A 24,321-nucleotide genomic window follows, 5' to 3' on the forward strand; every position below is an offset into this window, starting at 1 on the left:
AAATAAACATCACCATGTTCGCATATTTTTAGTAATAGAAGTTGAAATGGCGCGATCGCTGCATTCGCAAAAATTCAAATGATGGTGGTAATAAAAACATAGTGATAATTTTTTAGATATTAGTTTCTTTTTATTTATCGATCTAAAAATACATCTAAGTAGTTTTTGAATATTTTTTAGGTGTTTTTTCTTAGTATGTTTGGGGGTTTTTTCTCATGCTGATTTTTGAAACAAAAGCCAGATTATAAATACGTTTCATGTTTCAGATTGGAGCAATCGATGGCAATTACTCAATTAACGTCAAATGGAGTATCGGAAACTCCAGATGTAAATAAAGACCGTATAGTTTGGATAAAAAATGGCAGTGAAATTATTCTTTATGATGGCACTAGCAATACTAAATTATCAAATACAGGAAATAATTTAATTACAGATCTTCAAATTTCTGAAACTGGAATTTTGTGGAATGGTTATACAAATGGATGGCAAATTTTCTTTTATGACAATAACAATATTAATCAGTTAACCAACGATCCCTATATTTTTGATGAAAAACTTTCAGGTAACAAAATTGCTTGGCGAAGTGCGCCAGAATATAGTTCTACTGGAAGCTTATATGAAGTATATGTTTACGATAATAGTACTCAAGCAACAACTCAATTAACTAACAACAACATTGGTGAAACTTTCATAGATATCTCTGGACAAAATGTTGTTTGGCAAGGAAGCGGTAACACAATTTTTCTAAATGATGGTACTAATACTACTCAGCTTTCAACAAATGGTGTTAATCCTCATGTGTCAGAGGATTTAGTAGCTTGGGAAGCTTATTCTGGAGGAACAAAATCAGAAATTTATTTATACGATTCTGGGAACACGACTCAAATCGTCGATAGCGTTAATAATGTCTCAATTCAGGGATTTTTCGATGGGAATTTAGTTTGGGGTGAATGGGTCGGCAATGATTGGGAATTATTTCGCTTTGATGGAACAAATACTTATCAAATCACTAACAACGATATTAACGACACCTTAAATCCTAGCAGTACAGTTAACTCTTACAGTGCCAATAGCTCCGCTGCTGTTGATGGTTCGGGAAATAATCTAGTTTGGAGTAGCTATGTCGATGATAATTGGGAAATTTTCTATTACGACGGCTCCGAAACCATTCGAGTAACCAATAACGATATTGATGATCTCAATCCCAAAATTTCAGGCAACACCGTAGTTTGGAATACTAGTGGTGCAACTTCTGATGTTTTTATGTTCGAGCCAGAACTAAGCAGCACTGGAAATATCACTGGTTCCGATGGCGACGATCGCCTGTTTGCGACTGATAATTCTTACATTGATGGTGGTGCGGGTTTCGACACTTTGGTAGTTGATTACACTGACCGTCGCGAACGCTTGGATGTCATAGCTAACTTTGGTTATTTAGACATTTTCTTTCCCGAATCTGGCAATAGCAGTCGCATCGACTTTGACAACATCGAAAGTTTTGAAATCACTGGCGGTCGTAGTAATGACAATCTCGATTTAGGTATTGATAACTTTAGTGACGATACGGTTAATGGTGGTGCGGGTAATGACCTGTTTAGAACTGGTCGTGGTATTGACAGCGTTGATGGCGGTGTGGGTACTGATAAGCTTAGTCTTGACTTTAGCAACAGCAACAGCAGTGTTACTTCTAATCTCACCGATAGCACTAGCGGTGAATATAGCGATGGTGAAAACAGCGTCAGCTTTAGCAATATCGAAACCGTTGAGGTATTTGGTTCCAACTATAGTGATGTGTTGGTAGCTCCCGATGCTGGTATGACTAACAACAATTTAGAGCCTATTTTTGCTACTTCTTACATTGACGGTGGAGAAGGTTTCGATACTTTAGTAGCCGATTATTCCGAGCGTCGCCAACGCTTTGACCTGGTACTCAACTATAATTCGTTAGTCTTATATTCTTCAGAATTTTATTTTTCTGAAACTAGCAGCAACAACCGTCTTATAGACTTTAATAACATCGAAAGCTTTGAAATTACGGGCGGTCGCAGTGATGACACTTTTGATTTGGGTGCTGATAACTTCTCTAACGATACGGTCAATGGCGGTGCGGGTGATGATTATTTTATCGACTTAGGACAAGGCAGAGATAGCGTTGATGGCGGTGCAGGAATTGACAGACTGCGTCTAGACTATAGCGACAGTTTTAACAGCATTATTTCTACCATAAGTAACAGTATTAGCGGTGAATATAGTGATGGTGAGAATAGCGTCAGTTTTAGCAATATTGAAATTTTAGAGGTTACGGGTTCGAGCTATGATGATGTGCTGGTAGCTACAAATGCTGGTACGACTAACAACTATTACGATCCTCTTACTGCTAGTTATTATCCTCCTGCTTCTTATATCAACGGTGGAGACGGTGTTGATACTGTTAAATTCTCTCAAAGTTTGGCTGAGGCGGGTGAGATTTCTACTGACGACGGATTTATTAATATTGGTACGGAGTATACGCTGTTTGATGTCGAATTTATCGAATTTAGCGATGCGCGACTGGAAGTTGCACCGACAATATCGTTAGCGGACTACGAGACTTCAATTTCAGAAGGCAATATTGATTCAACTTTTGTAACTTTCGACTTTAATCTTTCCAATCCTACTATTCAAGATGTAACGATTGATGTTTTTGCTTACTCAGATTCTGCCGATGCAGGAATTGATTACTTACAACCTAGTCAGTTGATTATTGAAGCTGGAAAAAGTTCGGGTACTCTAGCTTTAGAAATATTAGGCGATACTGTTGCTGAAGCGGATGAAGCAATATCACTTGATTTTACCCTGGATTCTGGCGGTACATTTGCTGATGGAAACCTGTTAGAGACTGCTGTTGTAAATGTACTTGATAACGATATTATTTACACTACTGATGAAGATGTAACTTTAACTATAACAGCAGCCGAATTATTGGGTAATAATACCGAAGGCTGGAGTATTGACAGTATTGGCAATTCAGTTAACGGAACCGCAATTGTTAATAATGAAGGCAATGTTGAATTTACTCCTGCTGCCAACTTGAGCGGTACTGCAAGTTTCGATTACATCGCCACCAATGGCGCGGAAAATACCACCGCTTCAATAGAAGTTACAGTCGCACCTGTTAATGATGCTCCCGTTCTTAATAATTCAATTACTGACCAGATTGCCACTGAAAATGCACTATTTAGCTTTACCATTCCAGGAGACACCTTTATTGATGTCGATGCAGAAGATAGCTTGACCTACACCGCTACTTTAGCCGATGGCTCTAATTTACCTACCTGGATCAGTTTTGATGCTAGTTCCCATACCTTGAGCGGCACTCCTCTAAATGAAGATAGCGGAAATATTAGTATTAAAGTCACTGCTAGTGATGGAGAAGCTGAAACCAGCGATACCTTCGATATTAGTATCAGCGATGCTAATGATGTGGTCATGGAATATGGCAAAGTTGAAAATCTTACCGACCAACTTCAAACCATTAACTTAACTAACAGCTTTACAAACCCCGTCGTTTTCATTCAACCTCTCTCTAATAATGAGTCAGATCCCGCTATTGTAAGGTTACAAAACATTACCGATAATAGCTTCGATTTGCGAGTTCAAGAAGCTAATTATCTTGACGGTTTACATACAGCAGAAGCAGTTAGCTATTTTGTCCTGGAAGCAGGAACCTGGCAGCTTGATGACGGTACGCTGTTAGAAGTTGGAACTACTGACAGTGAGGGACTGGTAGCAAAAGGAGCGGGATTCGATCGCGTTGATTTTAATTCTGATTTTGCTGCTACTCCTGTCGTTTTATCTCAAATACAAACTGAAAATGGACTTGATTTCGTACGGACACGCCAGCGAAACAGTACCGTTGATGGTTTTGAAATTGCTATGGAAGAAGAAGAAGCCAATCAAAATACGGCTCACGTTTCTGAAACTGTCGGTTGGCTGGCAATGGAAACGGGTTCTGGGCAATGGGGAGACTTTTCTTATTATGCAGACCGTACTGGAGACATAGTTACTCATGACTGGTCTTCAATTGAGTTTGATGGCTTATTAACACAAGAACCACAGCTTGCTGCCAGTGTTAGTACTTATGATGGTGCCGATGCTTCGGGATTGAGATATAACAACCTCTCAACTGCTGGAGTAGATATTAAGGTAGAAGAAGATCGTAGTTTAGATAATGAAGTAATTCATACTACAGAGATTGTCGATTTCCTTATGGTTGAGGGTAGTGGTAGCTTAAGTGCCACTCCTGTAGATTTTTCCTCAACAAATGAAACGTCAGCAAATACTATTTTTGTCAATGCAGCAGGCGATGATTACACTGATAGTTTGAACAGACAATGGTCTAATAACTATAGTGGTTTTACTTGGTCTGACAATTTCACTGGTCTATACTCATCACCTTGGGAAATAGAGAAAACTGAGGAGGACGAGCTTTATCAAACGGGATACTATGGTAGTGACTTTAGTTACAACACAGCACTTGATAATGGCGTTTATGATGTCACTCTTAAATTTGCCGACCTCTTTTTTGATGCAGCAGGCGAACGAGTGTTTGATGTCAGTGCGGAAGAACAGTTAGTTTTGGATGATTTGGATGTTTTTTCCGAGGCTGGTGGACAGAATATTGCTCTTGATAAAAGTTTCACTGTTGAGGTTACTGATGGTGCGCTAGACCTCAATTTTACTGCTAGTGTTAACAATGCGATGGTTGCAGCGATCGCTATTGAGCCTTCAATTGGTGTTTGAGATTTTTAATTAATTATTACGTTTTCGTAACGGAGAATTGACAATATAGCACATTACCTGAAATAGATTTGGTAATGTGTTTTTTATTTTATGCAGTTCATAATAGCTATTGTATATAGTCAAAATATAAGTAAAAGTATTTTAATTTAAAACTAATGGTTTTTACCGTACCCAATCCCAATTCCGTCAATTTATCACAGGTTCGTTTAGAAATTCGTAATTTACAGTCGCAATTAGTAGCATGGCGGCGCAAGCTGCACCAAAAGCCAGAATTAGGTTTTCAAGAGCGAATAACAGCCGATTTTATTGCTAGTAAGCTACGGGAATGGCAGATCGACCATCAAACAAACATTGCCGAAACGGGTATCGTTGCGACGATAAAAGGTAGTAAAGAAGGCTCAAATAAAGTCTTGGCAATTCGCGCCGATATGGATGCCTTACCCATTCAAGAAGAAAATGAAGTTCCCTATCGATCGCAACACGATGGTAAAATGCATGCCTGCGGACATGACGGTCACGTAGCGATCGCGCTAGGTACGGCATACTACTTATCTCAGCATCAACAAGCCTTTACGGGAACGGTCAAAATTATCTTTCAACCAGCCGAAGAAGGTCCTGGTGGTGCAAAACCAATGATTGAAGCAGGAGTATTACATAACCCCGATGTCGATGCAATAGTTGGTCTACACTTATGGAACAATCTTCCTTTAGGTACCGTAGGCGTTCGAGAGGGGGCATTAATGGCGGCTGTCGAATGTTTTCGCTGTACTATTCTTGGTAAAGGCGGACATGGCGCGATGCCCGACCAAACTATAGATTCAGTCTTAGTTGCCAGTCAGATTGTCAATGCCTTACAGACTATAGTGGCACGTAATCTCAATCCGTTAGATTCGGCAGTGGTTACTGTGGGCGAACTTCATGCAGGTACCGCACATAACATTATTGCCGATACCGCCAGAATGAGCGGTACGGTGCGATATTTTAAACCAGAGTTAGAAAATTATTTTGGCAATAGAATTGAGGCAATTGTTGCTGGTATCTGCCAGAGTCACGGCGCAAAATACGAACTAGATTACTGGCGACTATATCCACCTACAGTTAATGATAGTGCGATCGCCGAACTAGTGCGTTCTGTTGCCACTCAAATAGTAGAAACACCCGTCGGAGTCGTACCAGAATGCCAAACTATGGGCGGTGAAGATATGGCTTTCTTTTTGCAGCAAGTACCTGGCTGCTATTTCTTTTTAGGTGCTGCCAATCCAGAAAAAGATCTAGCATATCCTCACCACCATCCGCGTTTTGATTTTGATGAAACCGCTCTTCCTATGGGTGTAGAAATCTTTGTGCGTTGTGTTGAAAAGTTTTTAGATAATTAAGCCAGATCGACTAGTTCTGAAGAAATAGAAGGTTACTGGTATGATAGTTTTGTCAAGCAATAGGTAGTTTGAGTAAGTGAATCTAATTTAAAGTTAGCTGATAATAATTGAGAGTTATGAATAAAACAAATTTTACAGCGATTTTCAGTTGAATAGAACACCAATAATAAATTAATTTTCACAAAACACATCTCAACTGACTTGTGGCTATTATTAAAAGTTTGAGCGAGCGTCTGCTTGAGTAAGTCTCAGCTTACATCGTTACAATTTTTTTGACCTAAAAATTGGAAGACTTTTTTGCCATAACCAATATTCCTATAGACATATTTCAATCGCTCGCAAGCAGATAAAAAATATTACTGCTTAATTTTTAGATCGGGCGATCGCAGCAAATAGAATCGATTTTAGTTATTATTTGAGATTTGAATTTCCGCTCGATTTGTATTTTCTTCCACAGCTAATGAGAATTTTATTAATTGATGACGACGAACAGTTAATGGAAATTTTGGCAGATAAATTAATCGAGCAGCATTATGCTGTCGATATTGCCAGCAATGGAGAGATGGGCTGGGAATTTATTTTGCTGTTTGACTACGATTTGGTAGTTTTAGACTGGATACTTCCCGACACAGAGGGAATTACCCTGTGTCAAAAAATCAGAACCAAAGGCTACGAAATGCCAATTATTTTATTAACCGCACGCGATCGCCACAGTGATAAAGTAAGAGGATTGGATGCGGGTGCAGATGACTATGTAGTCAAACCCTTCAATTTTGACGAACTTACCGCCAGAATTCGGGCATTATTAAGACGAGAAATTCATGTAGCCTCGCCTATATTACAGTGGCAAGATTTGAGTCTCAACCCCAAAACTTATGAAGTTAAATATCGACAGCAGCTTTTGCTGCTCACACCCAAGGAATATGGGCTTATAGAGCTTTTTATGCGACATCCGCAACAGGTTTTTAGTCCTGGCGCGATTATCGAAAATCTTTGGGCGGGTGAAGATCCTCCAGGGGAAGAGGCAGTTAGAACTCATATTAAAGGCTTGCGTCACAAACTAAAGGCAGCTGGTATGGCTAAAGATACAATTACCACAGTTTATGGTATTGGCTATCGTCTCAAAGCCATTCCCGAGCCAACACAGGCATCAAAAGGCACATCCAACTACCCCGAGCATATTATTCATGCTTGGGAAAAATTTAAGGATGTAGCTTTCCAAAGAATTGCCATTTTAGAGAATTTTGCTGCCGCACTAGGAGAAGAGAGAAGCACTACAGAATTATATGCCGAAGCAAAAAGTGTGGCACACAAGCTTGCAGGTTCTTTGGGTGTATTGGGCTTCCCCAAAGGCTCGCAAATTGCCAAACAACTAGAAAATTTATTAGAAAAAGAGCCTTTAGAAGTCAAACGAGTAAGCGAACCGCTCCTAGCACTCAAGCTCGAATTACAGCATCAGCCTTTTGAAGAGATAGTCAGAGAAACCCTGGAAAAAAATATTTCACTATTAATTATCGATCGCGATACAAAATTTCGGCAGCAGTTAGTTACCGAAGCGAAGAACAGTGGTATGAATGTTTATACTGCAGCTAATTTAATTCGAGCTAAAGAAATAATTACCCAGGAATCACCTACTGCGGTGTTATACAAAATTATTTTTCCCGACGGAGAAGATTTAGAGTTTCTCGAACAGCTACATCAACAAAAGCCTCAGTTGCCAATTGCCATTATTGTCAAAGAGGCTAAGTTACTAGACCGATTGGAGATAGTTCGTAAAGGGGGAAGTTCGATCTTACAAAATTCAATAACACCTAGTACCGCAATTACCTCTGTCGTCGAACTAATTAAGAGTACGGGAACTACCGCCAAAATATTGATTGTTGATGATGACCCACAGGTTTTACTATCGTTGGAAATATCTCTGGCACCTTGGGGATTTGAATTAACTACCTTAGATAGACCGACACAGTTTTGGCAGGTTTTAGAAGCAGTCAAACCAGATTTGCTGGTATTAGATGTAGAAATGCCAGAAATTAGCGGTATCGAACTATGCCAGGTCTTACGCAGCGATCGCCGCTGGCAGCATTTACCAGTTTTATTTTTAACCGTACACCAAGATAAAAAAACCGAACATCAAGCCTTTGCAATTGGTGCAGATGATTATCTGGTCAAACCAGTCATCGCTTCGGAATTAGCCAGCCGTATTTTAAATCGCCTGCGACGCAGCCAGTTTAATCGTCAGCATTAGAAGTAAGGCGCTGCCTTGCCCCTCTTGTCAAACCATATTCTGCGGACAGTAACCCAATCTGGCAATAATTTGCTTGCGGAAAATATCAACTTCTTCCAATTCTGGTTGACCGTACGCCACAATTACTACTCGATAACGATTCATGACTGCGGTTGGCGAATCTCCAGCAGCTAGCTGCTTGAGTGCTAATTCTATTCGTACTGGTGGTTGACAGGAAACACCCATTTCGTTCAAAACAGCCTGGAGATTTTTGGCAGATTCGATGTCTATAGAATTTTTCAGGTTGATATTAATTAGCCAGCGATCGATGGTGTTGATTACTGTTACTGAGTTTAGATTGAGTCGATAGTAATTATGCAGATGCTGAATAACGTTAAGAGTGAGGCTAGCATTAGCAAAAGAGTACAAATATTGAGTGTGAGTTTTCATTATTCTTGACTAAGCTATTTCTAACCAATCAAATACAAGGTCTAGTTGTTTTTTATCAAGCAGTCCATATTGCCAGAGAACTATCGGTAATATATGTGGTTCTACAGGAGCGGTTTTTCGCGCCAGCGATATTGCTTCGGCAGAAATTTTCAACTCCGATTTAAGAAAATTAATTAGTTGCTCCAACATTACCGATATCCCTAATACTCGAAAAAAGTATTTATTCGTTTTCAGGACAGATTAAATCAAAACAATGAGGAACTTGTGAAGAACAGAAAAATAAACTCAAATTTAAATTATGTAATTACCTTCTAATTTCTTAGGGCTATCGATTGTAAACTAGAGTAATTACATCTCATACAAAATCTTTCTTCATGTTAAGAACTTAAAGCAAATTTTAGACTTATTAAAGTATCTAATTAGTAGGCTGATATTGGCTAAAAACGTCGCTATAATCGAATTTTCAAACGACTAACCCATACCTACTAACAAAAAAACCAAAGTATTAACTGCGATCGTTCAAATGAGAACTGCCAGATTGAGTTTCTCGGCTAACTTTTCAGATTCTAATGTCTAATTTAAATTCTGCTCGATTTATAATGCAGCATGAGCGTCTGCCTAATTCATACAATTTGGAACAGTTTATCGATCGCCCGCCTTTAGTTGTCGAACCAGATACTTTACTGGCAAACGTTGTAGCTTCAATTCATAGACAGCAGCAAAATAAAAATAATCGCTCGGATTGTGTCTTAGTAGTAACAGCAGAGCAGTTAGTAGGAATTTTTACCAAAAGCGACTTAGTTCGAGCGATCGCCACTGAAGTCGAGCTAACAACTACAGCTGTGGCTGCGGTAATGACTCAACCAGTTACGACGATAATGCGATCGCAATGTGACGGCATTGAATCGGTTTTGTCGTTCGTAAAACACCATTTATATAGCTATCTGCCAGTTGTAGACGACGAGCAAAAATTAATTGGCGTACTCGATGTTTGCCGACTGCTTCAGTCTCTCAATCCAGTCCAGCCAGAGTCTAGTAGGAACGAGATCGACCGAGATAATGAGCCAAATAACAAAAATTGCAGCGAATGCTGGCAACCAGATAGAGAGTGGAAGCGGTTTTTAAATATCAATCCTAGTATGCTTTGTATTGCTAGTTTTGATGGCTATTTCCAACGCCTCAATGCTGCTTTTACTAAGATTCTCGGCTTTACACAAGATGAGCTATTTGCCGTACCGTTTATTAACTTCGTTCACCCTGAAGATCGTACTGCAACCATAGCCGAATTTGAAAGTTTAATTACAGGAAAAACTACAACTTCTTTTGAAAATCGCTATCGTACTAAAAACGGTGACTATCGCTGGCTATTGTGGACGGCAGAAGCTTATGGGATAGAAAAGATAGTGTGTGCGGCGGCCATAGATATTACCGAGCGGAAGAAATTCGAGCTAGCTTTAATAGAAAGTGAATCGAGATGGCAGCTAGCTTTGAAAGGAGCCAATGATGGCATTTGGGACTGGAACGTCAATACTAACCAGGTTTTTTTCTCTCGTCGTTGGAAAGAAATGCTGGGGTATAGCGAAGCTGAAATTGGCAATAATCTAGAAGAATGGACTAAACGAGTGCATCCAGAAGATCTAGACTGGGTAACCCGGGTCATTCAAGACCATTTTGCCAAAAAAATTCCGTTTTACATTACCGAGCATCGAATGTTGTGCCAAGACGGTAGCTATAAATGGATTTTAGATCGGGGACAGGCATTATGGGATAAAGCAGGTAATGTCATCCGTATGGCTGGTTCCCATACCGACATTAGCGATCGCAAACAGGCAGAGATCGAACTAAAACAAGAACGAGATTTTTCTAATGCCGTAATCGATACTGTAGGGGCATTAATAGCTATCTTAGATCGCCTGGGAAGGATAATTCGCTTCAATTATACCTGCGAACAAATTACAGGATATACGTTTGCCGAGGTTGAAGGAAAACAAGTATGGGATTTTTTGATCGCTCCCGAAGAAAAATCGGCGGTTAGAGCCGTATTCGAGCGACTACTAGCAGGTCAAATAACCGATCGCTATGAAAACTTTTGGCTGGCTAAAGATGGCTCTCGCCATTTAATTTCCTGGTCTAATACCGTTTTATTCGATGCTGAGGGCAAAATAGAATATATCGTTGCTACGGGAATTGATGTTACCGAACAGCGAAAAGTTTGGAATCAATTAGAACATCAATATCAGCAAACCAGGTTGCTAGCAGAAGTAACTCGCAAAATTCGGATGTCGATCGAACTAGATGAAATATTACAGACTACGGTTACCGAAGTTCAGCAACTTCTGGCTTGCGATCGGGTTTTGATTGTCAAAGTACTCCCAAATCATACTGCAATACCGATTAGCGAATCGCTTTTACCCGAACTACCACCCATGCTGGGTTACAAGCTTGCCGATCCGCTTCTGGTCGGTGAGGACGCGACCCTGCCCTCGAAGGACGGTGCTAATGCTGTCGGTCAGTATTTGCCTAAATATCGCCAGGGAGAAATTTTAGCCATTGACGATTTAGCTACCGCATCAATTTCTTTTGACATCAAACAGCTATTAGCGCAGTTTGAAATTAAAGCTAAATTAGTCGTACCCATTCTCAGTCAAAACCAACTTAAAGGACTTTTAGTAACACATCAATGTTACCAAGCGCGGCAGTGGCAACAAAACGAAATAGAGCTATTAATTCGTTTGGCAGACCAAATTGGGGTAGCTATATCTCAAGCGCAACTACTCAATCATCTTGAAGAATCGGTAGCAGAACGTACTATTGAGTTAACTACTATTAATAGTCTGTTGCAAGAAGAAATAAGCGAACGCAAGCAAACCGAAGCCGCTTTAAGAGAAAATCAGCAAAAGCTGGCGGGAATTTTAGACAATGCCGATGAGGCAATTATTTCTATTGACGAACGACAGCAGATTCAAATGTTCAATCAAGGTGCAGAGAAAATTTTTGGCTATCTAGCCTGCGAAATCATCGGACAGTCATTAGATTTGCTTTTGCCCCAAGCTTACCGCCAGATACACAGGCAACACGTTAAGAAGTTTGGCAACTCTTTAGAGTCAGCACGCTCAATAGACGAACGAAGCAGCAAGGTATTTGGACTGCGTAAAAATGGCGAAGAATTTCCTGCCGAGGCTTCAATTGCTAAATTATCCACTCGCGAGGGAATGCTGTTCACAGTCATGATTAAAGATGTTACCGAACGCCTGCAGGCTAAAGAAAAACTAGAAGCTTCTCAAGCATTACTGGCTAAAGCCGAAAAAATTGCCAAGATTGGTAGTTGGGAATACGATTCGATCGCTCGACAAATAAGTTGGTCGGAAGAACTGTTTATAATTTTAGGATTTAGCGACAGTCGCTCCATACCACCTTGCACGGAAGTTATATCTCGCATTCATCCAGATGACTGTCTGCTGGTGACAAATACTCTTCAGAAAGGACATAGAAATGGCGAACCCTGGCAATTTAACTTTCGCTGGTTGTTACCTAACGGTAAAATAAAATATTTTGAATCGAGAGGCGAGCCTACTACTGATAGTCGAGGCAAACTGCTCAAAGTTTGGGGAACAATTATTGATATCAGCGATCGCATTCAGGCAGAAAAAATCCTCCAGCGCAGTGAGGAACAGCTAAACCTGATTACTAATGCTCTGCCAATTTTAATTGCTTATATCAACGACCGACAGTGCTATCGCTATAACAACCGTACCTACGAAACCTGGTTTGGCAAACCCCGTTCTGCCTTGCTGGGACTTCATATTAGAGAGTTAGTCGGAGAAGCCACCTATCAACAAATGCTTCCCTATATCAAAACAGCTTTATCTGGAAAAGCGGTCACTTTTGAACTTCAGTCCCTTGGGGAAAGCGGCAATAGCTATTGGCTGAATAATACTTATATTCCCGATTTTGATGCAGACGGCGAGGTCAAAGGATTTTTTTCCATGACTGAAGATATTAGCGATCGCAAAGCAATAGAAAAGATGAAAAGTGAGTTTATTTCGGTTGCCAGTCACGAAATGCGAACTCCTCTAACTTCGATTCATGGGATAATTAAATTATTATGTGCCAATCGTTTGGGCGAACTTTCCGATTTGGGAAGAGAAATGGCAACCCTGGCTTTGAGGAATAGCGAACGTCTGGTGCGTCTGGTTAACGATCTTCTCGATCTCGAACGTATGGAGTCGGGAAAAGATCGGCTCGAATGCCAACAGTGTAATAGTGCCGAGTTGATCGAGCAGGCAATAACTACTATAGAATCAATGGCTCGGGAACATGAAGTCGTTATTGAAACTAACGTTCCCTCGATTGAACTCTGGGTCGATCGCGATCGCATCCTTCAAACAACTATTAACATCCTTAGTAACGCAATTAAGTTTTCAGCTGCCAACTCTAAAGTATTAGTAACTGTCAAACTACAAGGTAATGAAGTATTATTTGCAGTTAAAGATCGAGGTAGAGGAATTCCCGCAGATAAATTGGAAACTATTTTTGAACGTTTTCAACAAGTAGACGCTTCGGATTCCCGCCAAAAAGGCGGTACTGGCTTGGGTTTGGCTATTTGCCGTCACATTGTCGAACAACATGGCGGCAAAATTTGGGTGAAAAGTGTTTATGGTCGAGGCAGCACTTTTTTCTTTACTTTACCTCAACTAAAAAACCCTTCGTAAACTTTCAATAGCAATATTTCAACCGCAATCGACTTTTACTTCCGAAGAACATGGGTGCTAAACGTATTTTATTTATTGACGATGAAGAAGACATCAAAATTTTAGCTGGTTTTTGTCTCAAGACCGAAGCTGACTGGGAGATGCTGACGGCAGCTAATGGTATTGAAGGAATAGCAATTGCCGAAACCGAACAGCCAGATGCCATTTTGCTAGATGCCATGATGCCAAAACTCGATGGGTTGCAAACTTTAAATCTGCTACAAAATAACCCTAAAACCAAGCATATTCCCACGATTTTTATTACTGCTAAAGCTCAAGCCAGCGATCGCAGCCGCTTTTACGCTGCTGGTGCTAAAGGTGTAATTCTCAAACCATTTGATTCTCTAACTTTGGCAAGTCAGATTTCTGGATTTCTTGGTTGGTAGCAAAACAATTACAATTTATTAATTTTTACATCTATAATTTTATTGATATTTTAGAATAAAAAGTTTTTTAAAAAACTATAGTCTAGAACATTTTGCGCTATACAAAATCTTCGTATTTATAAACTTCTTCACAAGTTCTTTAGATTTAAAATTTATGATTTAAATTAGCTTGAAGCAAGTTTAACGCGACAAAATTCGAGCGATCGCTTAAGGGATCGTAAAAATTACTAGCAAACCAAGTTCGATATAAAACAAAATTTGCTGGAGCTATGACTTTAAAATCAAATGCGATCGAGCTATTTAAATTAACTTAAAGCGGATAAAAAAATGAAAACTCATCCTATTTGTCCCAATTGTTCTGGTACTATGCTACATCACTTTGGTAGTCATCGTGAGTACTGGTTTTGTCGTAGATGTTGGCAAGAAATGCCAGATTTAGAAACCATCATCGAAAACAAATATTATCCTCAAAAACAAATAGTTAATTTATCCATTGGCTTATCAAATAAAAACCAGCCAGTATCTGTATAGGCGTTGCCGCTTGAAGTGATGACGTTTCATAAGCTAAAGCCTAAAGCCTTGTCTTAAAAGGACGGTAAATTAGACTTCTTGCATAAATATACTTTTTCGATACTAGTTTTTGATTTCAGACACAGCCCTTCGGAGAAGGGCAAATATAGAGGCTATTGCTTCAAAGCCGCGCAGTCTGGAGGGCATGACGTATGCGCGGGCGGCACAAGGGCTCGAACACAGCGCGTTCGCGCATACGCCGCAAAGCGTCTTTGAGCCGTTAGGCTCTGTTTCAAGCCACGCGCCCTTGCGTATGCGCTGTGACTTCAGACTTCATACCCAACCAAGTTTGATGATTCGTGCGAGAGGTCTATTATTGCGGCATCAACTGCTGGAGTCGCTGTGGTTCTTCTCCCAACCACTGAGGATTTTGGGCAGTGCTATCAAAAATAGAAGAAGTTTTAAATGGCTCGAATTCTCCCGTCGCCGCTGCCTCAGCGGTTTTATCTAACAACGATTGCACCTGCTTTTCGTCCATTGACTCGAAGGTGCGTACCGCTTCAAATGCCTGGTCGAGAATTTCCATACTATCGATACCCGTTATTACCACTGAAGTAGGTAGATTGAGGGCGTAATGCAGACATTCAATAGGAGTAGCGGTATTAGAGCGTAACAGAATCCCGTTTGCCATAGTTTTCATCGCCAATATTCCAATATTTTGCTCGACCAATTCTGGAACGACTAGCTGGGCGAAACTTCGGTAGTGGGCATCCATTACGTTCAAAGGCATTTGTACCGTATCAAACTTAAAGCCTTGTTTCGCTGCTACTTCAAGCATATGTAAGTGTATCTGAGGATCTTTGTGTCCCGTAAATCCAATGTAGCGCAGCTTGCCAGCTTCTTTTGCTTCAATAAAAGCTTCGTTTGCGCCTCCCTCATCAAATACTCGATGGGGATCTTCGTAGCGAATAATTTCGTGGTGCTGTACGAGATCGATGCAGTCTACCTGTAGACGCCTCAAAGACTCGTCTATTTGCTTGGCGGCTTCTTGCTTGGAACGACCATCAATTTTGGTCATTAAAAAGACTTTTTCGCGATAGCCGTCACGAAGGGCTTTGCCCATTCGCTTTTCGCTAATTCCATCATTGTAATCCCAGCTATTATCCATAAAAGTAATGCCGCGATCGATCGCCGAACGAATAATTTTGAGGCTTAGTTGCTCGTCAACTTTATCTAAACCGAGATGCCAACCGCCAAGTCCGATAACAGAAACTTTCTCGCCCGTGTTACCTAGTTCTCGATATAGCATTGAGGAATTTTGGGAATTAGCTGGCATATTTTTCTCTAATTTTAAAATCTACTATTATTTGATTAAATTAGAAAAATTCAATATATGGTATCCCCCTAAAGGTTGAGTGGTCTGGTAATTTGCTAGAGAAAAAAATATCGACAATTGAAAGCTGTAGTCTGCCACACATCTAAAGACAGGAAAAAAAGTTATCTGTAGAATAGGTAAATGAGCGATTGATGTAGTAAGGAGTTAACTATGACCAATATTGCTGTCATTGACTATGACATGGGCAATCTTCATTCTGCTTGTAAAGGCTTAGAAAAAGCAGGAGCAACTCCTACTATTACTGATTCTGCCGCAAAAATACTTAATGCAGATGCGGTGGTTTTGCCAGGAGTTGGGGCATTCGATCCTGCGATGCGGCATCTTAGAGAGCGGAATTTAGAAGCACCAATCAAACAGGCGATCGCCCAGGGAAAACCGTTTTTGGGTATTTGTTTGGGTTTGCAAATTCTTTTTGAGGGTTCTGAGGAAGGAACAGAATCTGGCTTGGGTATTGTTGCGGGAATGGTACGGCACTTTAAAAGAGAACCAGAAATTACTATTCCCCACATGGGTTGGAATCAACTAGACTTGATACAGCCCCAGCTTCCCCTTTGGCAGCAGTTAAACCCAAATCCCTACGTTTATTTCGTTCATTCTTTTTATGTCGATCCGCTAGATTCTAGTATAAATGCCGCAACCGTAACTCACGGTACGCAAACGGTCACTGCGGCGATCGCTCGCGATAATTTAATGGCGGTTCAATTTCACCCCGAAAAGTCTTCAGATAACGGGCTGCAAATTCTATCAAACTTCGTGGCTTTAGTAGAACAGTATCAGATGGTTAGTAGCGTATAGCAGTTATTGGCTAAATAAGACAAATTGCGATCGCGTTTTTATAGCTAAAATTCTTTTATTTATTTGCTCGTAGAAAGTTTTTCTGCGAAGAGCTACAGCATAACCTAATGTAACTTAATATAAGTTTCAGCTTGTCTGACAGCTAAAATAACAAACGCCAGCCATAGCAAAGCAATTGCCAGTCCTGCAATTAGATCGCTGGGCCAATGTGCGCCAAGCACCAACCGCGACATCGAAATTAAACCAATCCAGACTAAAGCGAAAACAATAACAATTAATCGCTCTAACCAACTATGGGAAGATCGAAACCAAAGATAAAATAAAAAACCATAGACTACAGTTACTACAACCGCATGTCCAGATGGAAAAGAGTGTAACCCTGGTGCAGCTAGACCGTTGGCAATTAAATTGGGGCGATCGCGATTCCAAATTCCCCAACCAACCCAAACGATAGCAAATTGTAGCACGTAGGCGATCGCTGTCGTCGCTGCAATTAACGGTCGCGAAAACCAAGAAGTTAGAGCAGCAAAAGCAATTACTACTGGTAGCATACCCACTAAATTTCCTGGAGATTGCCAGGTAACACCTTTGTTAAAACTCATAGGAAAGTGTTTGTCGATTTTTAAGAGCATTTGCTCGTCCCACGCTTGTAGACCTTCTGCGCTCATTGCCCAACGAGTTGCTACAAACATAATTAGCATACATATCCCCAAACCAACTGCTAGAGTAATAGCCCAACGCTGCCAGGCTTTAGCAGGAATTGCTTTTGCCGAATGCCAAAATCTTTGAGTAACGTCTGTTGCTGTTCGAGCAATGAGCCATTGGTATTGTCTTGCGGACATAATCTTAAAAAACAAATTATATTTTGGTAGTTATCAACAAGGTATTGACTGTAACAACAATGTTTCTAAATTTTTATCTTTTGCAATCAATAGCGACGTTAAACCTAAATATTGAGGCGACCAGTAGTAAATAGTTGATAACCTCCGAAAAAACAAGCTAAAGATAGGACGAATTGCCATAAGCTCGTAGGATTTAAAATAGCTCTACTGCTGGCAAAAATTAGTAAAATTCCAATGCATATTGCTATACCACTCAAAAATTTGTTTCTTTAAAACAAAAAACATTAAAACACCTGCTGTGAGAAACCAAATAGAAGCATCAGCAGCTATACCACGCCACCAATATGGATAAGAATTAGTTGAAAAATAAATATTTTGCCCTAAAAAATATATCCCTAATAGTAATAAAGCTAAACCAACCAACCTAATCAACAATCCCATGTTCTTAAATATATGCGTTTTACAATTTTAGATTTCCCAAATAAGTAAACATATCGAACAGATAGCAAGTCTAAAGCATAGTTTGGTTAATCAAAGCAGCTCTAACTATAGGGAGTTCGCTTCAACAGGTCGTGTATCTCGGACTTACTTTGTCTTTTCTAGTCGCTTAAGATTTTTCAATTTCTGCAACGGCAAAAGTAATAGTATTTTGACCCATAGTTGCGTCGAGGCGATCGATACTTTTCATCAACCGTTACTGTTTGTCTTAATTTTTTGCAGGACAAGTAATATCTACAAGAAGAACAAATATGTTGTACGTATTACTCGTAAAAATGCTACTAGCTTCAACCAGTGGCAACCACACCGAGTGCCATAGATTTAGCGTAAGTTAAATAAAGCCAATAAAGCATAAAAAACATTTAAAATAAGCCAATATTTTTTATTTATTATCAAAATCATTTTTTTGCATAATTTTTCTCCTTCGATCGTATAGAAATACAGAACAAAACAAATCAACTTAAAACAGGAGAAAAAAACAATGGGAACTTACTACGGTAACAACAAAAACAATGTAATCGAAGGCAGCAAGCACGACGACTATATTTATGGATACAAAGGCGACGATTACTTATATGGAGATAAAGGTCATGATTGGTTAGATGGAGGTAAGGATCATGATTGGTTAGAGGGTGGTAAAGGCGATGATTATCTCTACGGAGATAAAGGCGACGATTACTTATACGGAGATAAAGGTCATGATTGGTTAGATGGAGGTAAAGGTCATGACAATCTCTACGGAGGTAAAGGCGATGATTATCTCTACGGAGACAAGGGGCATGATTGGTTAGATGGAGGTAAAGGCGATGATTACTTAGATGGAGGTAAAGGCGATGATTATCTTTACGGAGGTAAAGGCGATGATTATCTCTACGGAGGTAAAGGGGCTGATACCTTTAGCTTCTATGAACTTGATGAAGGAATTGATACAATCGCAGACTTTAATTGGCAAGAAGGAGATATTATTGAGATAGACTCTTATGGTTTTGGAGCTTCTTCAACTCACGAATTTGAATACGATTATCACACTGGTGCTTTATCGTTTGATGGAACTCAATTCGCTACTTTAGAAAATGTGCCTAACGATTTTGCTACTGACTTAGATATTGTTTTATTTTAAAACTACACAATAATACAAAGCCTTGTCGAATTTACTAACTAAAATCGTTATTTTGGCTTATATTAGTCGCTAATTTAGCCCTGTAAGTTGCCTTATGGGGCTATTTTGTTATCTTACTCTCAATCCTAAAAAGCTTATTTTTCAAGGATATTGGCAATTTCTTTTAAATAAACTCCTTCTAATAACTCTCCCGACTCTAATTCGTATTGTTCGAGTAAACCTTGGCGTTTGATAGTTATTTGATTGTCTTGCTTGATTACTATAGTTGAGTCGGTAAAAACATCGCGAGCTAACATCATTTCGGTTTCAGAAGGATTGTCTAATACCACTAAATCGCTGCCATAGTAAAACATTCCTTCTCTTTCTAATTCTTCTTCATCGTATTCAGCAATTAAAATATTTAGTTTGGGGTTGCGTAGCAAATTGAGAATGTTGCAGTTGTAGTAACGATTGAGTACTTTTTCAGAGCGATTGATTAAAATACCTTCGCGACATACCGCACCTACTACCCAATCAGGATGAAAAGTCAAAATGCGATCGCTCAACTTTTGTAACTCTCGCAGAGTAACGCGATTGAAGGTAACAATGGGAATCCTGGCATCATCACCAGACTTGAAAAAGGTTTCTAAAATACGAGAAGTAACATCAACTGGTTCGCCGATCGCAGGATTGAGGTGCATATAAACTCCAGGAGCGGCGTTAATTTCAATAATACCAAAATTACCTTCTTTCCAGGAAACCGAAATATCTTTAGTAATCACATCGATTCCCAGACAGGTCAGGCGAAAATGCTGGGCGATGTCTTGCGCCAAAATAATATTATCGGGGTGAACTCGATTGGTGGCATCAATACTAAATCCTCCCGAAGAGAGATTGGCAACTTTACGCAAGTATACGGCGCGATCGCGATCGACAACGCTATCTAAGTCTAAATTTTGCTCTTCTAAATAACGGTGCATCGCTTCATCGGTTTGAATTTTACCCATCGGCGAGGTAGGCGTGTCGCTCCGCTGAGACGAACGATTTTCCCGTTCGATTAATTCGCCAATTGTACTGATTCCATCTCCAATTACAAAAGCTGGTTGTCGTTCGATCGCGGCAACAAATCTACCATTGACGCAGAGTAGGCGAAAATCATGTCCCGCGATGCTATTTTCGATAATAATACTGGCTCGTTCTTCTTCTGGTACGGAAGCTACCGCACGTAAATAAGCTGTTTCTAATTCGACTTCGTTTTGCACGTCAGCAGTCACGCCAATTCCTTTATGACCAGAGACTGGTTTTACCGCCAGAGGATAGCCAAGTTCTGCCGCTACTTCTCCCGCTTCTTGCCAACTTACTACTACATCACCCTGGGGTACTGGAAATCCTAACTCTGCTAAAAATCTTTTGCAGTCATCTTTGAGAGTCGTAAAATCAGAATCTAAATGACTATCGGCATCGAAGGTCGTAGCAATTCCGCGAATTTGCTGTTTGCCGTAGCCATACTGCATCAATCTTTCATCCCACAAATAAAAAGCAGGAATTTTTTTAGCATTGGCAGATCTTAATAAGGCGTAAACCGTCGGACCTCCATAAACCGAGGAGCGAAATACCTGTTGTAAAGAAACAATTTGCTCGGCAATATTAAAGTCATCTCCTCGTTCGATCGCTTCAAACCAATCCCAAACGCAATAAATTACTTCTCTGGTAGTACGCTGATGTAACGATTCAATGGCAATTCTCTGGTAGTTTGCCTCTTCTCGTATACTCCAACTCTTAAGGTGCAAATCCATGTCCAGTTGATTGACTTCTGATACCGTACGAGCAAATAATTCCCCGTGAGACTTGTATTGAGCTTCTAATAAATGAGGGTAGCGATCGCCGATAATAGCCAAGTATTTTTCTATTGGTAAAGGTTGACCGAATTTGGTTAGAGCCAAGTCAAATACCACCGCAGCACGATTTAGATAGGGATTTGCCCCGACATATTGTCTGATATTAAACAGGTCAAAAATATCTGTATTTCTGGCATTAACGCGAACAACTTCGGCAGTATTTTCTGTGAGCATCTCGATTTGACTTTAAGCAACACCGATCTAAAGTACCAGCGAAACAGTACAGTTGCCTCTATCTGAGGTTAGTAATATTTCAATTGACGTATTCGAGAATCTACAAAAAATTAAATTTCAAATGTTTTACAACAAAATATAAATATGGGGATCGCTAAACTAACAATTGATATTGGCTTTAAAAACTACAAAATTTAGCTATATCTTTTTAAATTTTTGGTAAAACAGCAAAATATATCTAAAGAAACAAGGAAGCGATTGGCAAATATGTTTTACTTTAATTATTAATTATTTTTGCCATTGGTAGGTAACTATGGTCGCAATTACTAAAAACAAACAAGATCGTGAAGAAATAGAAAGCTCCGTTTCAGGATCGCAGAAACAGGGACAACTAATCATTATTGGCGGTGCAGAAGATAAAGAAAGAGAATGTACCATCTTGCGCGAATTTGTTCGACTTTCTGGGGGTAGAGAAGCTCAGTTGGTAGTAATGACTGTGGCTACAAGTTTGCCAGGAGAAGTAGGAGCGACTTACAGAGATATTTTTGAAAGATTTGGTGCTAAAAGAGTAGATATTGTCGATACCGAAAGGCGCGAAGATGCTGAAAACTCTAGAGACATAGAGATTATACAGCAAGCGACTGGCGTATTCTTTACTGGTGGCGATCAGGCTCGCATTACTGATTTGCTTAAAGATACTGAAATCGATCGCTTATTACACCAAAAGTTCGACAGCGGTTTGGTAATTGGCGGAACTAGTGCGGGTGCGGCAATGATGCCTGAAACTATGATCGTTGAGGGAGATGCCGAAACTCATCCACGTTTGGAAACTGTAACTTTAGAACCAGGTATGGGTTTTCTCTCGGGAGTGGCGATCGATCAGCACTTCTCTCAAAGAGGAAGATTGGGAAGGCTGGTATCAACTTTAATTCAACAACCTTCCATGCTAGGAATTGGTATTGATGAAAATACTGCAATTATCGTTAATGGCGATGAAGTAAGAGTTATAGGTGAAGGTGGCGTGACAATTATCGATCTTGCCGATTTGTCTCATACTAACGTTGACGAATCTTTGCACGATGAGGCTTTGGCAATTTGTGGTGCCAAACTGCACATTTTACCCGATGGCTATCGATTTAGTCTCAAGCAACGAGATTGTGTTTGCTAACTCAAATTGGCGATCGCTCTTAACATAGCTCGGTAGAGTAAATGCGATCGCCGCATTTGAGAAAGTCTATTTAAAGAAATGTTTGAGCAAACCTTCCTAAATATCGATCTTTTAGAGGAGCAAAGGAAAGAAAAGACGAAAAATTGCTAGTTGTCTAAATAAGTTCGTGAGGAGATAAAGCGATATTTGCAGTAGTTAATGCTCAAATAAATTTTATCAATAGCTTCAAGCTGGCAAGCTCTCGTTCGCGTTGATTTGTCAACCAGAGAGTTTTATTGAGTATAACCAGAAAAAATCGTTCCATCGGGCATAGTTGCACCATCTAAGTTAGGACGAGACAAATAAGATTTTTCGTAGTCTTCTGAAAATATATAATTGGGAAGTTTGGCACCTAACAAGTTTGCTTCCTTGAAATTAACGTTACTGATTTTAGATTTACTTAGATCTGAGTGTTCTAGATTAGCCCCTTGAAGATTAGAGGAAGTTAAATATGTTTCTCTTAAATTGGCACTACTAAGATTGGCATTTTTCAACTCAACGTTGTATAAGTCGGCTTCTGTGAGATTAGCCTCTTTTAAATTGGCTTCTGTAAAATCGACCCCCGATGAGTAAACCTTTTCTAAGTTGGCTTCTATGAGATTAGCCTCTTTTAAATTAGCTTTATGTAAATCGGCATTTTTTAAATTAGCATAGCTAAGATTTCCCTGTTCTAAATCGACTTTTCTTAGGTTAGCTCCTGATAAATTAGCCCCCTCTAAATTAGCTTTCTTTAGCGAAGCAGAAAAATCGACATCGCAAGTCTCTGATAATCCCCATCCAGTATCAATATCGTACCAACTCAATTGAGCATTACTTAAATTAGCCTGTTGTAAGTTAGCACCATCTAAATTAGCTTTGACTAACATAGCTCCCGACAAATCTGCACCTGCTAAATCTGCACCACTTAAATCGGCATCGCCTAAGTAACATCCTGGACATTTTTTAGTTTCAAGCAACCGCTTTAGATGTCTAGGTTTAGTAGTCTGTTTACTCAAACAATCCTTTCCATAGCATCCCGAAAGGAAAACGAGCATAAAAATTGCAGCAGTTAAAGGCTTAAGTTGCATTTCTTTAATACCATAAACATTAGAAACAAATACTTAATCAGCAAGCGAGCAGATAATTTGTTAACCATCTCATTTCTAGTCATATAGATAGTAAGAAAGGTGTTTTGGTCTTAACCTAAACAAAGTTCCGTTAGCATCTCAAACCCAATCGCCTTAATAACCGCTCTCATCACTACCAATATCGAGCGCATTTTTCTCTCTTTCAATGCGATCGCTCTACCTCATCACCAAACACGATCGCACTAATAAACTTCATCATGAGTCCCAATTGATTCTAAGAGAATTGCTTGTGTTTGTTCGTATTCAACAAATTTGAAAATAATTCTTAGATCGTAGCCCGCACTGCAAGCATAAGAATCTTTAAGCTCTCCTTTTAATTTGTGAGTTTTTAATCGTGCTTGAAACGGATATGAGCAGAGTAGCTCTATGGTATTTTGAATATTTTGAGCTAATTGAGGTTGTCTTTTGATAATTTTGCGAGCATTTCTAACAAAGGCATTAGAGCGTAATAAGACAAACTTCACGAAAGAATTTCCTTCATCAGTTGCTCTAGTGTAACAGGTTGACATTCACCTCGCTCGAATTCTTGTTGAGCTTCTCTAACATCTTTAACCACATCGGCTCTTTTTTGTTCTCTCAAACGATTTTGTAAAATACGAATCAAGTCTTCTCGCTCTTCTATAGAAAGTTGTTCTGCTGCTTCTAAAATTTCTCCAAAGTTTATCTGTGCCATGATATTTTTTTTAATAGCTCACTAAGATTATAAGATCTATTATCTTCAGCTTTATTTGATGAGTAAGTAATCGAGACTATTCGCTCTAATTGAAAGACAAGCAATCGCGCCATTAGGATACTTAGTATGT

General features: G+C 39.6%; 17 protein-coding genes and 1 pseudogene. 9 read left to right on the forward strand and 9 right to left on the reverse strand.

What is annotated here, in order from left to right; translation table 11 throughout:
• Window positions 1-279 precede the first annotated feature (279 nt).
• From KV40_RS32190 to KV40_RS15020, 3 genes are all read left to right on the forward strand, one after another.
• Complete coding sequence (locus KV40_RS32190; RefSeq protein WP_052055655.1) at window positions 280-4,782, forward strand: malectin domain-containing carbohydrate-binding protein; 4,503 nt, start codon at window positions 280-282, stop codon at window positions 4,780-4,782.
• Window positions 4,783-4,937: 155 nt separating this feature from the next.
• On the forward strand, window positions 4,938-6,158 hold the full coding sequence (locus KV40_RS15015; RefSeq protein ID WP_036483020.1) for a M20 family metallopeptidase: 1,221 nt from the start codon (window positions 4,938-4,940) through the stop codon (window positions 6,156-6,158).
• A gap of 460 nt (window positions 6,159-6,618) precedes the next feature.
• Window positions 6,619-8,406, forward strand: a complete 1,788-nt coding sequence (locus KV40_RS15020; RefSeq protein ID WP_036483022.1) for a response regulator — start codon at window positions 6,619-6,621, stop codon at window positions 8,404-8,406.
• Window positions 8,407-8,433: 27 nt separating this feature from the next.
• On the opposite strand, the gene KV40_RS15025 is transcribed toward KV40_RS15020, so the two are convergent.
• Window positions 8,434-8,835, reverse strand: coding sequence for a hypothetical protein (locus KV40_RS15025; RefSeq protein WP_036483024.1), 402 nt, complete (start codon window positions 8,833-8,835; stop codon window positions 8,434-8,436).
• A gap of 9 nt (window positions 8,836-8,844) precedes the next feature.
• Window positions 8,845-9,024 (reverse strand): DUF2949 domain-containing protein, encoded by a 180-nt coding sequence (locus KV40_RS15030; RefSeq protein WP_036483026.1) that lies wholly within the window; start codon window positions 9,022-9,024, stop codon window positions 8,845-8,847.
• 410 nt (window positions 9,025-9,434) lie between these two features.
• Here KV40_RS15030 and KV40_RS32195 point away from each other — a divergent pair, with 410 nt between their 5' ends.
• From KV40_RS32195 to KV40_RS15050, 3 genes are all read left to right on the forward strand, one after another.
• A complete protein-coding gene (locus KV40_RS32195) occupies window positions 9,435-13,547 on the forward strand; it encodes a PAS domain S-box protein (RefSeq protein WP_172657291.1) in 4,113 nt (1,370 codons plus the stop codon).
• Window positions 13,548-13,597: 50 nt separating this feature from the next.
• Window positions 13,598-13,972, forward strand: a complete 375-nt coding sequence (locus tag KV40_RS15045; RefSeq protein WP_036483028.1) for a response regulator — start codon at window positions 13,598-13,600, stop codon at window positions 13,970-13,972.
• Window positions 13,973-14,299: 327 nt separating this feature from the next.
• Complete coding sequence (locus KV40_RS15050) at window positions 14,300-14,503, forward strand: hypothetical protein (protein ID WP_036483030.1); 204 nt, start codon at window positions 14,300-14,302, stop codon at window positions 14,501-14,503.
• 352 nt (window positions 14,504-14,855) lie between these two features.
• Here KV40_RS15050 and KV40_RS15055 read toward each other — a convergent pair whose 3' ends face one another.
• Window positions 14,856-15,818 (reverse strand): aldo/keto reductase, encoded by a 963-nt coding sequence (locus KV40_RS15055; protein WP_036483031.1) that lies wholly within the window; start codon window positions 15,816-15,818, stop codon window positions 14,856-14,858.
• 210 nt (window positions 15,819-16,028) lie between these two features.
• Between KV40_RS15055 and hisH the strand changes: the two genes are divergently transcribed.
• Entirely contained in the window at window positions 16,029-16,673 is a 645-nt protein-coding gene (gene hisH / locus KV40_RS15060; protein ID WP_036483033.1) for an imidazole glycerol phosphate synthase subunit HisH, read from the forward strand.
• A gap of 104 nt (window positions 16,674-16,777) precedes the next feature.
• Here hisH and KV40_RS15065 read toward each other — a convergent pair whose 3' ends face one another.
• A complete protein-coding gene (locus tag KV40_RS15065; RefSeq protein ID WP_036483035.1) occupies window positions 16,778-17,515 on the reverse strand; it encodes a phosphatase PAP2 family protein in 738 nt (245 codons plus the stop codon).
• A 104-nt stretch (window positions 17,516-17,619) separates the two neighbouring features.
• Window positions 17,620-17,956, reverse strand: a pseudogene (locus KV40_RS15070) (hypothetical protein).
• Window positions 17,957-18,494: 538 nt separating this feature from the next.
• Here KV40_RS15070 and KV40_RS15075 point away from each other — a divergent pair.
• A complete protein-coding gene (locus tag KV40_RS15075; protein ID WP_036483036.1) occupies window positions 18,495-19,133 on the forward strand; it encodes a calcium-binding protein in 639 nt (212 codons plus the stop codon).
• Window positions 19,134-19,267: 134 nt separating this feature from the next.
• Here KV40_RS15075 and KV40_RS15080 read toward each other — a convergent pair whose 3' ends face one another.
• Complete coding sequence (locus tag KV40_RS15080) at window positions 19,268-21,184, reverse strand: cyanophycin synthetase (protein ID WP_036483037.1); 1,917 nt, start codon at window positions 21,182-21,184, stop codon at window positions 19,268-19,270.
• A gap of 313 nt (window positions 21,185-21,497) precedes the next feature.
• Here KV40_RS15080 and KV40_RS15085 point away from each other — a divergent pair, with 313 nt between their 5' ends.
• Window positions 21,498-22,352, forward strand: a complete 855-nt coding sequence (locus KV40_RS15085; RefSeq protein WP_052055657.1) for a cyanophycinase — start codon at window positions 21,498-21,500, stop codon at window positions 22,350-22,352.
• 272 nt (window positions 22,353-22,624) lie between these two features.
• Here the strand turns inward: KV40_RS15085 and KV40_RS15090 are convergent, their stop codons facing one another.
• From KV40_RS15090 to KV40_RS15100, 3 genes are all read right to left on the reverse strand, one after another.
• Window positions 22,625-23,386 carry a pentapeptide repeat-containing protein gene (locus tag KV40_RS15090; protein WP_172657292.1) on the reverse strand — a complete coding sequence of 254 codons (762 nt, stop codon included), beginning with the start codon at window positions 23,384-23,386 and terminating at the stop codon, window positions 22,625-22,627.
• A gap of 314 nt (window positions 23,387-23,700) precedes the next feature.
• Window positions 23,701-23,982 (reverse strand): type II toxin-antitoxin system mRNA interferase toxin, RelE/StbE family, encoded by a 282-nt coding sequence (locus KV40_RS15095; RefSeq protein WP_036483038.1) that lies wholly within the window; start codon window positions 23,980-23,982, stop codon window positions 23,701-23,703.
• Window positions 23,979-24,191 (reverse strand): hypothetical protein, encoded by a 213-nt coding sequence (locus KV40_RS15100; RefSeq protein WP_036483039.1) that lies wholly within the window; start codon window positions 24,189-24,191, stop codon window positions 23,979-23,981. The genes KV40_RS15095 and KV40_RS15100 overlap by 4 nt, the downstream gene beginning before the upstream one ends.
• Between the last annotated feature and the right edge of the window lie 130 nt (window positions 24,192-24,321).

Origin of the sequence: Myxosarcina sp. GI1, assembly GCF_000756305.1 — a bacterium.
Taxonomy (GTDB): Bacteria; Cyanobacteriota; Cyanobacteriia; order Cyanobacteriales; family Xenococcaceae; genus Myxosarcina.